Below are 13,401 nucleotides of genomic sequence, written 5' to 3'. Positions count from 1 at the left end.
CGGGCTGGACCGCGCCGCAGATCTGGATGGGGCACGCGGCGCTGACCACCGACAGTCGGCATCTGGTGGCCGAAAAGCGCGCCCGTGGCGGCACCGGGGTGGCCGGCGTGACGGCGGAGCCCTTTACCGCCTGGATCGACGACTGGCAGATCGCAGGCATCAGCCCCGCGCGGATCACCGCCACCGCCGGCGGCGCGGATTTCGCCTATCGTCTGAAACTGGACGCCGCGGGACCGCTGGTGGCGCAGGGCCGACAGGGCTATTCGGTCAAATCCAGCGCCGGTCAGGCCAGCTATTATTATTCGCAGCCTTTCTATGAGGTCACCGGCACGCTCGATCTGCCCGAGGGGATGGCCGACGGGCCGGTCGAGGTGACGGGCCGCGCCTGGCTCGACCGCGAATGGTCCTCGCAGCCGCTGGGCGCGGATCAGGCCGGATGGGACTGGTTTTCGCTGCATCTGATCGGCGGCGAGAAACTGATGGTCTTCCAGCTGCGCGGCACCGATGCGCAGGCGCCCGGCTTCACCTCCGGCACCTGGATTTCGGCGCGCGGCACGCCCACGCCGCTGGACGCCGACGCCATCACGCTGACCCCGCTGGAAACGGGATCGGTCGCGGGGCGGCAGCTGCCGTTGCGCTGGCGGATCGAGGTCCCCTCAAGAGGGCTCGACATCCGCACCCGCGCGCTCAACGACGACGCATGGATGGACACAAGCATCCCCTATTGGGAAGGGCCGATCAGCTTTCAGGGCACGCAGGGCGGAACCGGCTATCTGGAAATGACGGGATACCGCTAGGGCGCGGGACCACGAGCCCTTTCCCCGGCCGCGATTCATCCTATAAGGGCGCCATGCAAATACCCCTGACCGACCTGTCCCGGCTGGGCGATCTGCCGTTCGATCAGATCATCGACGTGCGCTCGCCCTCCGAATACGCCGAAGACCACATCCCCGGCGCGATCAGCCTGCCGGTGCTGGACGATGCCGAACGCGCGCGGGTCGGCACGATCTACGTGCAGGAAAGCCGCTTTCTGGCGCGCAAGATCGGCGCCGCGCTGGTCGCGGCCAATGCCGCGCGCCACCTGCAAGGCCCGCTGGCCGACCGCGAAGGCGACTGGCGCCCGCTGGTCTATTGCTGGCGCGGCGGGCAGCGGTCCGGGTCCTTCGCCTCGATCCTGTCGCAGGTCGGCTGGCGCGCGGGCCTGATCGAAGGCGGCTATCGCAGCTATCGCCGGTTGGTGAACGACTATCTGCACAAGATGCCGCTGCCGCTGCGGCTGATCCTGCTGGATGGCAACACCGGCAGCGCCAAGACCGAGCTGTTGCACCTGCTGGCGGCGCGCGGCCATCAGATCGTCGACCTCGAAGGGCTGGCCGCGCATCGCGGCTCGATCTTCGGCGACATGCCGCATGATCCCCAGCCCAGCCAGAAAGGGTTCGAGACCGCCCTGGCGGCCGCGCTGCGACCGCTCGACCCCGCCCGCCCCGTCATCGTCGAGGCCGAGTCGAGCCGCATCGGCACCATCGCCATGCCGCCCAGCCTGTGGAACGCCATGCGCGCCGCGCCGCGCGTGGCCGTCGCCGCCCCGCTGGCGGCCCGCGCCGCCTATCTGACGCGCGCCTATGGCGATCTGTCCGCCGATCCCGGCAGGCTTGCCGCCGCCATCGACGGGCTGCGCCCCTTCCAATCCGAGGAAACGATCGCCGCCTGGCGCGCGATGGCACGCACCGGCGTCTATCAGCAACTGGCGCATGATCTGATGCAGCGCCACTATGATCCGCGCTATGCCAAATCGACCTCGCGCATGGGGGCGGCGCCGGTTGCCACCGCCTCTTTCAGCGCCCTGACCCCACAGGGGCTGGCCGACGGCCTGACCGGGCTGGAAGACGCGCTGGCGGTCGCGGCGGCGGCGCTGCCCCTCAGCCCGCGACCTCGAGCGATGGCGGACCCGTCGTAACCATCCCGATGCGCGCGGCGCGGTAGCCTGCGGCGACAAGCGCGCGCAGCAGATCGTCGGCCTGGGCGCCCGGAACCGCGGCCAGCAGCCCGCCCGCCGTCTGCGGATCGAACAGCAGGTCGGCGCGGGGCGTATCGGGCAGATGGCTCATGTCGCAGACCACCGCCTGTCGGTTCTGTCCGAAAAGCGAGCTGCGCACCCCCGCCTGCGCAAGGCTCAGCGCCCCTTCGTAAAGCGGCACATCCGACAGGGTGACGCGCGCGCCGGTGCCCGAGGCGCGCATCATGTTCAAAAGATGCCCCGCCAGCCCGAAGCCGGTCACATCGGTCATCGCACGGGCGTCGCGCAGAATCGCCGCGGCCTGTGTCTGCGGCTGCATCATGGTCTCGAACGCCTGCGCCATCCAGGCGCCCCCGGCGCGGCGCTGCATCTCGGCGGCAAGCAGGGTGCCGCTGCCCAGCGGCTTGCACAGCAACAGCGCATCGCCCGGCCGCGCCCCCGCCAGCCCCTTGGGCTCGCCCCGGTCGAGGCCGGTCACGGTCAGCCCCACGGTCATCTCGGCGCCTGCCGAGCTGTGCCCGCCGACGATCTGTGCGCCGGTGCCCTTCAGCGCGTCGAGGATGCCCTGCATCATCTCGTCCAGCGTGCGGGCCTGCAACCGTGGTGCCAATGGCGGCAGCACCAGCGCGGGCAGCACCGCCTGCGGCGCGGCCCCCATCGCCCAGACATCGCCCAGCGCGTGGATCGTGGCGATGCGCGCCATCAGATAGGGATCGCGGGTGAACTCGCGCAGATGATCGACGCTGATCACCTGCGCGCCATTCGCGTGGCGCAGGATCGCGGCATCATCGCCCGGCGCGGCCCGCACATCCGCGCGCCGCGCGCCCGCCACCCGGTCGAAGTCCGCGCCCAGCACCGCGCCCAGCACCCCGGCGCCCAGCTTGGCGCCGCAGCCGCCGCAGGGGGGCGCCTCGTGCAGCAGGATCTGACGGGTGGCGTCGACCATGCGCGCGGGCAGCGGCGGCGCGGGCATCGGCGGCAGATCCTTCAGGCTGCGCATGAACCTCTGGTCGATGCGATCCTTGAGCCGCCACATCACGGGCCCCCGCAGCGCCAGCCCCGCCCGATCCGCAAGCGCCGATCTGCGCCCCAGCGAAATCAGTTTGAGGTAATCCTTCTGCGGGTGATATGCGCGCGGCTTGCCCCCCGTCAGCAGCGCGCACAGATTGTCATAGAGCACCGGCGCCTCGCGCACCGCGAAGACCCCTGCCTTGGGGCGGGGCGCGTGCGAAAGATGCGCGCAGTCGCCCACGGCGAACACGCCAGGCGTGTTGCACGACTGGAGCGTCCGGTCCACCGAGACGAACCCCCCGGTCAGATCGAGGCCCGTGTCGCGCAGCCAGCCGTAGGGGCGCGCCCCCGCCGCCCCCACCACCAGCGTGGTCGGCAGAAAGCTGCCATCGGCCAGCGAAAGCCCGTCCCGGGCGACGGCCCGCACCTGCACATGCTCGTGCAGCGCGATCCCGGCCTCGGCCAGCGCGGCCCGGAGCGCCCGGGCGGCGCGGGCCGACATGTGATCGAGCCCGCAGGCGCGGTCGACCACCGTGATGACCCGGTCGGGGCGTGCGCGCAACGCGTGATCCATCGCAAGCGCCAGTTCCGCCCCCGCGACACCGCCCCCGATGATGGCCACACGCGGCGCGCTTTCGCCGCGCTGTGCACTGGCCAGGAAGCGCCGCCATCGGTCTGCGAACGCCCCCAGCGGCTTGGCCGCGGTGCCGAAGTCGGCAAACCCCGGCAGTGTCGGCATGTCGGAGGTGATGCCGATGTCGATCGACAGCAGGTCATAGCCGACCGGCGGCCGCCCCGCGACGCTGACCGTGCGGGCCGCGCGGTCAATGCCCGTGGCGGCGCCCAGGACGATGCGGGCCCCGGCGTGACGCGCCAGCCTCACGAGATCGATTTCCAGCGCGTCGCGCGCGTAATGCCCGGCGACGAAGCCGGGCAGCATCCCGGTGTAGGGCGCGGTCGGGTTGGGATCTATGAGGGTCAGCCGCGCGCCCGCCAGCGGTGCCATGCCCCAGCGGCGCAGCAGCAGCGCATGGGCGTGGCCGCCGCCGATGAGCACGATGTCCCGGCTGTCGGGTATCAGGTTCTGCACGCACGCCCCACCGGTTGGTCCTGTCGCTCGAAAATTCGGAGTCTCTTTCGGGGGACGTGATAACAGGCGGGGCGGCAAAGGAAAGCATTCCGGCCGCCGAAGGCGCACGGTCAACGGGTGCGATGCCTCCGGCGGGGATATTTTCGACCAGAAGAAGCCGTCAGGAACGTCCCTTCCACGGCACCAGCCAGTTTTCGGCAATCCTCATCAGGATATCGATGCCGTAGCCGATGATGCCGATCAGCACGATGCCCATGATCACGATGTCGGTCAGCTGGAATTTCGACGCCGCGACGATCATCTGGCCCGCGCCCTTTTCGGCGGCGACCAGTTCCGCGGCGACCACGGTGCCCCAGCAGACCCCCATCGCCACCCGCGCGCCGGTGAAGATCTCGGGCAGCGAATTGGGGATGATGACATGGCGCAGGATCTGCCATTTCGACGCCCCCAGCGAATAGGCGGCGTGGATCTTGGTGATGTTGACCCCCGACACGCCCGCGCGGGCCGCGATCGTCATGATCCACAGCGCAGCCAGGAACAGCAGCACGATCTTGCCCGTCTCGTCGATGCCGAACCAGATGATGACCAGCGGGATCAGCGCCAGCGGCGGGACCGGGCGCATGAATTCGACGATCGGGTCGAACCAGCCGCGGAACCAGTTGCTGAGCCCCATCGCATAGCCCAGCGGGATGCCCACCAGCGAGCCCAGCGCGAAGCCCGCGATGACCCGGCCGAGCGACCAGCCCAGATGTTCCCACAGGGTGAAGTTGCGATAGCCATCGGCGGAGATCTCGATCAGCCGGTTCCAGACGTCCTCGGGGGCGGGCAGCCAGATCTTTTCCATCTGCCAGCCCTTGGCGGGGGCGAAGGTCAGCGTGCCCTTGGGCGTCATGCCCACGGTGCCGGTCTTGATCTTGACCTCGCCGCCGGGGGCGATCGGCTCGCCGTTGACGGCGATCACGCGGAAGGCATCGTTTCCGCCGCCCTGATCGTTGCGGCTGACCCGGATCAGCCCCGAGCGCCCCGCCGACAGCGTGACCGCGTCGTTCTTGGCAAATCCCGTGGCGGGGGTGGGAATATCGGGGGGAGCGGCGTCCGCGCCCACGGGATGCACACGCACGTAGACATTTGCATCCGCCGTGGCGCCCGTCGCATCCTCGGCGGTATAGCTGAACGACGTATCGCCGATGAAGGGACCCGGCACATGCAGCGGGGTCAGCTTCGATCCGGTGAACGCGCCCCAGATCAGAAAGATCGCCAGAACCGATATGACGCTGGCCGCGCGATCGGGGCGCACCGCGCTTTCGTCGCCGAAGGTGACCGTCTTGAGCGAGGTGAAATCATGGCGCGCCGAAACGCCCCGGCCGACCGCCTTGACGAGCAGGAACGACAGCACGAAGATCGTGATATAGATAAGCGCGATGGTCATGTCGCAGGCTCCGTCCGGCCCATGATTTCCTCTTCCATGTCCCAGATCATGGTCAGAATTTCCTCTCTCGTCTGCGCGTAGCCCTCTGATTTCTTGACTTCGCGCAGATCGGCGTTCACGCCGCGTTCCGCGAAGGGCAGGTTGTATTCCTTGTGGATGCGCCCGGGGCGCGGCGCCATCACCAGCAGGCGTTCGCCCAGCAGCAGGGCTTCTTCGACCGAATGGGTGATCAGGATGATCGTCTTGCCCGTCTCCTTCCACAGTTTGAGCACGAGCCCCTGCATCTTTTCGCGCGTCAGCGCATCGAGCGCGCCCAGCGGCTCGTCCATCAGGATGACTTCGGGATCGTTGGCCAGGCAACGCGCCAGCGCCACGCGCTGCTGCATCCCGCCCGACAGCTCATAGACCGCCTTTTCCTTGAAATCCTGCAGCCCGACCACATCGAGCAGGTGATCCACGATGCCCGCGCTTTCGGATTTCGGCATGCCCTTCATGTTGGGGCCGAAGGCGACGTTCTCGCGCACGCTCATCCACTCGAAGAGCGCGCCCTGCTGAAACACCATTCCGCGCTCTGCGCCCGGCCCGGTGACCCTCTTGTCGCCCAGCAGCACCTTGCCGTCGGTGGGCGCGATGAAGCCCGCGACGATGTTCAGCAACGTGGTCTTGCCGCACCCCGAGGGGCCGAGAACGCTCAGCAGCTCGCCCTCGGCGATGTCGAGCGAAACGTTCTCGAGCGCCTGCACTGACGTGCCGTTCGGCAGGTCGAACCGCATGGAAATATTCTGTATCGATAGGCCTGACATGAATGCCCCGTTTCAGCGTTGATCCTGCGGGCTGCTGGTCACAGCCCTGATCGGGCGGCCCGTCGCAGGGGCCGCCCGTGTCGCGGTCGCTTTCGACTATTGGACCAGCGACTTCAGCGGCGCGGTATCGACCGCCGTGTCATAGCTGTCTCGCGCGGATGGGATGTTGCCCGTTTCGACGAAGAAATCGGCGACTTCCTTCAGGAACTTCTGCGTGCCGCCGCCCAGCCATTTCTCGGACAGCTGCTCCTTGATGGGCAGAAAGGTGAAACCGTCCAGCGTGGCCTGCGCCGCGGCCTCGTCCATCCCCGAATCCTTGGCCATCGCGCTCAGCATTTCCTGCTTCATCTCGCCCGAGTTCCATTTCCGGTTCATGTCCGCGGTCACCTTGAGGAAGGCCGCGACCGTATCGGGGTTTTCCGCCGCGAAGGAGGCGGGAGCCGACGTCACATCGAAGACCTGAATGCCCAGCTCCTCCTTTTCCGCGCCGCTCAGCAGGACGTTGCCGCTTTGCTTCATGCGCCGCAGCGCGCCGCCCCAGCCGCAGGCCATGTCGAGCGATCCCTGCGACAGGGCCGCGGCGCTGTCCGCGGGTGCCATGTCGACGATTTCCATGGTGGAGGTGTCCACGCCGAAATGTTTCATCTGCTTGAGAAAGCCGTAATGCGCGGCGGTGCCGATCGGCACGCCGACCTTCTTGCCCTCGAGCTCCTTGGCGGAATTCTTGTCGATTTCCAGCGCGCTGCGCACCACGCAATTGTCATTTTCGGAATAGGTGAGGGCGACATCGACGATCTGGATATCCTGGCCCGCCGATGCCGCGACCACGAAGGGCGGCACGCCCTGGCTGACCGACAGCTGCACGTCGCCCGATGCCATAGCCGCGGACATCGCGGTCCCGGTGTCGAAGGCGCGCCAGTTCACCTTGATGCCCATTTCCTCGTCATAGAGGCCGTTGACCTTCGCGTATTGGAAGGGCATCGGCCATTCAAGGAAATAGCCGACGGTGATCTCCGACATATGCGCCGCCGCATTGGCAGCCCCCGCGCCCGCGGCCAAGGCCAGACCCGCAGCGGCGCCGGTCAGTGTTTTCCTGAAATTCATGCTGTTTCTCCCACGTTGATACGGCTTTTCGCCTTTTCGTGTGAACCGCGCCGGGGCGACGGTCCGTTGGTGCAGATCGCCTCTTGCCGACCGGATGGCCCGACGGGGCAAGGCGCACCGCACGACGGGCGGGCCTGTCCCCGGACATGATCCTGCCCGGAACGGCAATCGAAGGCGACCCCCGATTAATCGAAGACATCTAACGGTTTTTTTCCGCCCGACGCCGCGACAATGCCCGGAAACCCTACGAAATTGACCCCACCGATCAATCCCCCTTGGCCGCGCCCGGACGCCCGCCCCAACGGCACGGCAGCGCCGGGCCACGACCTGCGCCGTCCGATCACCACAACTATATCAGTGACTTAGAGGCCCTCCGCCGAACACATGCGTCTGCCGTGAGCGGCACAACTGGATGTATCTTCGATCAACATCTGGACCTACTGCACCGCCTGAAGCTTGGGCAATGTCATTGCATACGTCGACACCGGCCGCACTGCGACTTCGCGGGCCCGGCGGCCGCGACGTCCCCTCTTGAAATGGATCGGATATTGCCATGGATGCCAGCTTTCTTTCAAACGATATCGAAAATGTCGTCGATTCCGACAAGGCGCATGTCTGGCACCATCTGACCCAGCACAAACCCTATGACTCCTCGGACCCGCGCATCATCGTCGAAGGCAAGGGCATGCTGGTATGGGACCAGCACGGCAAGGAGCATCTGGATGCCGTCTCGGGCGGCGTCTGGACGGTCAACGTCGGCTACGGGCGCGAAAGCATCGCCAATGCGGTGCGCGACCAGCTGATCAAGCTGAACTATTTCGCAGGGTCCGCCGGATCGGTGCCGGGGGCGCAGTTCGCGCACAAGCTGATCGACAAGATGCCGGGCCTCAGCCGCGTCTACTACTGCAACTCCGGCTCCGAGGCGAACGAGAAGGCGTTCAAGATGATCCGCCAGATCGCGCACAAGCGGCACGGCGGCAGGAAGCACAAGATCCTCTACCGCGACCGCGACTACCACGGCACGACGATCACCTGCCTGTCGGCGGGTGGCCAGGATGAGCGCAACGCGCAATACGGCCCCTACACCCCCGGCTTCGTCCGGGTGCCGCATTGCCTTGAATACCGCAGCCAGTGGGGCGAGGTCGACAACTACGGCGAGCGCGCGGCCGACGCCATCGAGGAGGTCATCCTGCGCGAGGGCCCCGACACCATCGGCGGCCTCTGCCTGGAACCCGTGACCGCAGGGGGCGGCGTCATTCCCGCGCCGCAGGGCTATTGGGAACGCGTGCAGGAAATCTGCGCGAAATACGACATCCTGCTGCATATAGACGAGGTCGTCTGCGGCGTGGGCCGCACCGGCGCATGGTTCGGCTATCAGAACTACGGGGTGAAACCCGATCTGGTGACGATGGCCAAGGGCGTGGCCTCGGGCTATGCGGCGATCGCCTGCCTTGTGACCACGGAATCGGTCTTCGAGATGTTCAAGGACGACGCCGAGGACCCGATGAGCTACTTCCGCGACATCTCCACCTTCGGCGGGTGCACCGCCGGGCCCACCGCCGCGCTCGAGAACCTGCGCATCATCGAGCAGGAGAACCTGCTGGACAACACGCTGGCCATGGGGGACCGCGTGCTCGACAACCTGCGGGCGCTTCAGGACAAGCACAAGGTGATCGGCGACGTGCGGGGCAAGGGTCTCTTCTGCGGGGCCGAACTGGTCGCCGACCGCGCCAGCAAGGAACCCGTCGCCGAAAAGCGGGTTCAGGCCGTCGTGGCCGACTGCATGAAGCAAGGCGTGATCATCGGCGCCACCAACCGCTCGCTGCCGGGGTTCAACAACACGCTCTGCCTCAGCCCGGCGCTGATCTGCACCCCCGACGACGTGGACCGCATCACCGACGCCATCGACCAGGCCCTGACCCGCGTTTTCGCCTGATTGCGCGACCGCGGCTTCTTCTGGTTGAAAATATCCGCGCCGCAGGCCAGCCCTGATCCCGGCCCTGCTTCCGGCCCCGATCCCGGCCCTGCTTCCGGCCCCGATCCCGGCCCTGCTTCCGGCCCCGATTCCGGCCCCGATTTCGGCCCCGGCCCCTGCGTCCGGGGCCGCTTTACTTTCCCGGCCGATAGGTCCAGATTGGTCTGCGTTCAGGTCCAGTCCGGTGGCGCATGGCAATCTCCGAGGAGACATTCTTCCTCAACCCGAAATTCGAGGGCACCCTACAGGCCCAGATCCAGCAGATGGTGGCGCAGGGCATTCTGTCGGGCCGGTTTCGCCCCGGTGAACGGATGCCGTCGTCGCGCAAGCTGGCGGCGCATCTGGGGGTGTCGCGGCTGACCGTGACCCTGTCCTACAATGAGCTGATGGCGGATGATTACCTGACCTCCGCCGGGCGGTCGGGCTATTTCGTATCGCATAACGCGCCTCCCCCGCCGGAACGCCCCGGGGTACGGCAGGGCCGCGACACCGTCGACTGGACGCGGCGCACCGGCAAGCGTTTCTCGGGCACGCCGCAGGTGGAAAAGCCCGCCGACTGGTCCAGTTTCCGCTACCCCTTCGTCTACGGGCAGGCCGACCCGGCGCTGTTCGACCACCAGAACTGGCGGCTCTGCGCATTGCAGGCGCTGGGGCGCAAGGATTTCACCGCGCTGACGGCCGATCACGCGGGCCGCGACGATCCGCAGCTGGTCGAATTCGTGGCCCGCAACACACTGCCGCGCCGCGGCATCCTCGCCGCCCCCTCCGAGATCCTGATTACCGCAGGCGCGCAAAACGCGCTCTGGCTAGCGGCGCAGGTGCTGCTGGGGCGCGGCGGCACCGCCGTGCACGAAGATCCCTGCTACCCCGGCCTGCGCGACATCCTGCGTCATCTGCCCTGCGCCAGCGTGCCCGTGCCCGTCGACGATCGCGGCCTGCCGCCCGACCAGCTGCTGGACCGCGCACCGGGCGGGGCCGATGTGGTCTTCACCACGCCCAGCCACCAGTGCCCCACCACCGCCACCATGCCGCTGGACCGGCGCCGGGCGCTGCTCGACATGGCGCGCAGACGCGATTTCCTGGTGGTCGAGGACGATTACGAATTCGAGATGTCGTTCCTGCGCCCCACCGCCCCCGCGCTGAAGTCGCTGGATGAGGACGGGCGCGTGATCTACATCGGCTCGTTCTCCAAATCGCTGTTTCCGGGGCTGCGGCTGGGCTATCTGGTGGGCTCGGCCGAGTTCATCGCAGAGGCCCGCGCCCTGCGTTCCACAGTGCTGCGCCATATCCCCGGCCATGTGCAGCGCACCGTCGCCTATTTCCTGTCGCGCGGCCATTACGACGCTCTGATCCGCCGCATCCGGCTGGCGTATCACGACCGCAGCCAGGTGATGGACCGCGCGGTCCGGGCCAACGGGCTGAAGGTCTCCGCCCAGGCGGCTTTCGGCGGCTCCTCGTTCTGGATGCGCACCCCGGCGGGTCAAAGCGCGGCGCTGCTGGCGCAAAGGCTGCGCCCGCGTTCGGTGCTGATTGAACCGGGGCGCCCCTTCTTCGGTGATGCGGCCCCCTCGACGCCGGGGCGCGGCGATGACTATTTCCGGCTGGCCTATTCCTCGATCCCGGCGGAGCGGATTCCCGACGGCATCGCCCAGATCGCGGAGGCCCTGCGCGATCTGTAGCGCGCCCCTCCGCGGGCGCTCATTCCCGGTCGAACTGCCATTCTGTCGTTTGCCGATAGGTCTGGTCGGGCCCGATCAGGATTGACGGGAATTCGGGCACGTTGACCGCGTCGGGGTGGCGCTGCGCCTCCAGCGCGACACCGCAATGGGGCCCGTAGGGGGGTCCGGCCAGCCCGTCGAAGGGGCGGCTGTCGATGTTCACCGCGTCGAACACCTGCAAGGTGGGTTCCGTGGTGCGAAGCGTCATGGTGACGCCGCGCCGCCCGCGCAGCACCGCCGCGCGCGTCAGGGGCGCATCCGGCGCGCCGCCGGCTGTGTTTCCGTCCGCAGCGCCGTCAGCAGCGCCACCCGCAGCCCCGGCCGGGCCGTCGGCCGCATCCCGCGCCGCCGCCTCATTGAGCACGTAGGTATGATCGAACCGCGCGTTCGGGCCCGGGTCGAATTCCGTTTCCGCACGCAGATCCAGATGGCTGCCCGCCACCGGCACCATGCGCCCGGTGGGCAGGATCTGCGCGTCGGTTTCCAGCACCCGGTCCGCGTGCACCTGCAAGCTGTGCCCGCCGATGCGCGCGGTACCATCCAGATTCCAGTAGCTGTGATTGGCCATGTTGAAAGGCGTCAAGCGGTCGCTTTGCGCGCTCAGCGTCAGGCGCAGCCGGTTCCCGTCCAGCGCATAGCGCGCGCGGATCATGCGCGCACCGGGCAGGCCGCAGGCGCCGTCCGGCAGATCCAGCGCCAGCGTGACGCTTGCCCTGTCGTCGGTCTGCGCGTGGTCCTCGATACGCCACAGGCGGGCCTGCGTGGCCTCGGGCCCGCTGTGCAGCGTGAAATCCCCCCAGGGGTGCAGCGGCATCTGACAGTCGACGCCGCCGATGTGCATCCGCCCACCGCGGACGCGGTTGGCCACCGGCCCCACCAGCACCCCGAAATAGGCGAGCGGCCCAAGATAGGCCGCCACATCCTCCGCGCCCAGCGTGAGCGGCCAGTCCACGCCTTCCAGCCGCAGATCCTGAATTGCCGCGCCCAGCGTAAGGCACCGCACGGCCAGCCTGCCCGAGGTCAGCGCGATCCGGTGCACGGCGCGGCCGTCGGGCAGATGACCAAAGATCTCGGGCCCTGCGCCGCGCGCGCGGGCAGGCCGGCTCGGGGAAAGCCGCTCAGGCATCATACCGCCCCTCGCGCGGAGGACGCGCCGGGTGCGGCGCGCCCTTCACCGATGGCCTGAGGGCCGACCGCGCCGCGCAAAGCCCCGCGACGGTCATCCTGTCGGCCGCGACCACTTCGCAACCGGCCCCCTGCATGTCCAGCGCGCGCGCGTAGAGCGCGGGCAGCGGGCCCTCCGGTCCGATCACCACCAGCTGCTGGCCCAGCCAATAGGGCCGCGCCGCCGCCAGTTCCGCGCCGATCAACATGCCCCAGAGGCGCGCCCGCGCCGCATCGTGGGCCCCGTCGTTGCTGCCCCCGTCGTTGCTGCCCCCGTCGCTACTGCCCCCGCCGTTGTTGCCCGCTCGCAGTGTCATCAATCCGGCCGCCAGCCGTTCCGGCCGCGACAGAAGATCCGACATCGCGTCATCGAAGGCGCCGCCGCACGCGTCGGAAGCGGCATCACCGACCGGCGCGCCGCCGCCCGCGCCCGGCCGCTCGTCAGCCCCGGCGGCCCCGGAATCGCGGGTCGATACACTGTGGCGCAGGACCGTGTGCCCGGTGATCGCATCGAACAGCTCGGCGGTCATGAAAGTCTGGAAACTGACCACCTCTCCGGCGCTGACATGGGCCCAGACGGTATGCGTGCCCGTATCGCACAAGACGCCGTCGAACTGCGGGTTCAGCGCCAGAAACCCCGCGATCCGAACAGCCGCGCCCTGCATCGCGTCGGCGGGCGCGGCCTGGATCAGCCCGCCCTGGGCGTGCAGCTCGATCCGTGCATCGCGGGTCGGCACAGGGGCAAGCCCCGCCGCGAGGGGCGGCGCCGGAACGGATGCCGGAACAGGGGCGGGCGCGCCACTATGACCGCTGTCGTCACAAAAGATCACCGGGATGGACCCCGAGCTTTGGTCCTGTGCATCCGTCCCGCGCCCCAGCCACGGCGCGATCAGCGCCAGCACCCTGGCCTCAAGGGCGGTCTGATCGACCGCCTCGGGTCCGCTGTCGCCGCGCGCCTCGGCCAGAAGCCGGTTTTCGGGACCGATGGCCCAGGCGCGCAGGTGGCGCGGCCCGCGCAGGACGCCGATCCATTCCATGCCGCTCACCTCTGCCGTCGCCGCCATCGCCGCTTTCCTTTCACCCGCTTGCG

At 68.4% G+C, this 13,401-nt stretch carries 10 protein-coding genes; 4 read left to right on the top strand and 6 right to left on the bottom strand.

Annotated elements, in window-relative coordinates:
• Together ACU0BR_RS10550 and mnmH are read left to right on the top strand one after the other, a co-directional pair.
• The coding region (locus tag ACU0BR_RS10550; protein ID WP_446156797.1) for a lipocalin-like domain-containing protein at positions 1-797 on the top strand (797 nt) is incomplete at its 5' end.
• 53 nt (positions 798-850) lie between these two features.
• Positions 851-1,957 carry a tRNA 2-selenouridine(34) synthase MnmH gene (gene mnmH / locus ACU0BR_RS10545; protein WP_446156796.1) on the top strand — a complete coding sequence of 369 codons (1,107 nt, stop codon included), beginning with the start codon at positions 851-853 and terminating at the stop codon, positions 1,955-1,957.
• On the opposite strand, the gene selD is transcribed toward mnmH, so the two are convergent.
• The 4 genes from selD to ACU0BR_RS10525 form a co-directional block, all read right to left on the bottom strand.
• Entirely contained in the window at positions 1,920-4,118 is a 2,199-nt protein-coding gene (gene selD, locus ACU0BR_RS10540) for a selenide, water dikinase SelD (protein ID WP_446156795.1), read from the bottom strand. The two genes, mnmH and selD, sit on opposite strands and share 38 nt — an antisense overlap.
• Positions 4,119-4,278: 160 nt before the next feature.
• Positions 4,279-5,547: an ABC transporter permease subunit gene (locus tag ACU0BR_RS10535; RefSeq protein ID WP_446156794.1), complete on the bottom strand. Its 1,269-nt coding sequence runs from the start codon at positions 5,545-5,547 to the stop codon at positions 4,279-4,281.
• A complete protein-coding gene (locus ACU0BR_RS10530; RefSeq protein ID WP_446156793.1) occupies positions 5,544-6,350 on the bottom strand; it encodes an ABC transporter ATP-binding protein in 807 nt (268 codons plus the stop codon). The genes ACU0BR_RS10535 and ACU0BR_RS10530 overlap by 4 nt, the downstream gene beginning before the upstream one ends.
• Before the next feature lie 96 nt (positions 6,351-6,446).
• Entirely contained in the window at positions 6,447-7,454 is a 1,008-nt protein-coding gene (locus tag ACU0BR_RS10525) for a taurine ABC transporter substrate-binding protein (protein WP_446156792.1), read from the bottom strand.
• A 553-nt stretch (positions 7,455-8,007) separates the two neighbouring features.
• Between ACU0BR_RS10525 and ACU0BR_RS10520 the strand changes: the two genes are divergently transcribed.
• Positions 8,008-9,390 (top strand): aminotransferase family protein, encoded by a 1,383-nt coding sequence (locus ACU0BR_RS10520; protein WP_446156791.1) that lies wholly within the window; start codon positions 8,008-8,010, stop codon positions 9,388-9,390.
• A 230-nt stretch (positions 9,391-9,620) separates the two neighbouring features.
• Positions 9,621-11,108: a MocR-like pyridoxine biosynthesis transcription factor PdxR gene (gene pdxR / locus ACU0BR_RS10515; RefSeq protein WP_446156790.1), complete on the top strand. Its 1,488-nt coding sequence runs from the start codon at positions 9,621-9,623 to the stop codon at positions 11,106-11,108.
• Between the two features lie 19 nt (positions 11,109-11,127).
• Here the strand turns inward: pdxR and ACU0BR_RS10510 are convergent, their stop codons facing one another.
• Entirely contained in the window at positions 11,128-12,273 is a 1,146-nt protein-coding gene (locus ACU0BR_RS10510) for an aldose epimerase family protein (RefSeq protein WP_446156789.1), read from the bottom strand.
• Positions 12,266-13,375, bottom strand: coding sequence for a 2-dehydro-3-deoxygalactonokinase (locus ACU0BR_RS10505; RefSeq protein WP_446156788.1), 1,110 nt, complete (start codon positions 13,373-13,375; stop codon positions 12,266-12,268). Before ACU0BR_RS10505 ends, ACU0BR_RS10510 begins: the two co-directional genes overlap by 8 nt.
• Between the last annotated feature and the right edge of the window lie 26 nt (positions 13,376-13,401).

The organism is Brevirhabdus sp. (assembly GCF_052826345.1).
This window is presented reverse-complemented; position numbering and strand designations above follow the sequence as displayed.

What these genes read in the sequence shown, in the direction of transcription:
- ACU0BR_RS10510 (WP_446156789.1), bottom strand. Translation starts at nt 12,273, where the DNA reads ATGCCTGAGCGGCTTTCCCCGAGCCGGCCTGCCCGCGCGCGCGGCGCA.
- ACU0BR_RS10525 (WP_446156792.1), bottom strand. Translation starts at nt 7,454, where the DNA reads ATGAATTTCAGGAAAACACTGACCGGCGCCGCTGCGGGTCTGGCCTTG.
- ACU0BR_RS10530 (WP_446156793.1), bottom strand. Translation starts at nt 6,350, where the DNA reads ATGTCAGGCCTATCGATACAGAATATTTCCATGCGGTTCGACCTGCCG.
- pdxR (WP_446156790.1), top strand. Translation starts at nt 9,621, where the DNA reads ATGGCAATCTCCGAGGAGACATTCTTCCTCAACCCGAAATTCGAGGGC.
- ACU0BR_RS10535 (WP_446156794.1), bottom strand. Translation starts at nt 5,547, where the DNA reads ATGACCATCGCGCTTATCTATATCACGATCTTCGTGCTGTCGTTCCTG.
- ACU0BR_RS10505 (WP_446156788.1), bottom strand. Translation starts at nt 13,375, where the DNA reads ATGGCGGCGACGGCAGAGGTGAGCGGCATGGAATGGATCGGCGTCCTG.
- ACU0BR_RS10520 (WP_446156791.1), top strand. Translation starts at nt 8,008, where the DNA reads ATGGATGCCAGCTTTCTTTCAAACGATATCGAAAATGTCGTCGATTCC.
- mnmH (WP_446156796.1), top strand. Translation starts at nt 851, where the DNA reads ATGCAAATACCCCTGACCGACCTGTCCCGGCTGGGCGATCTGCCGTTC.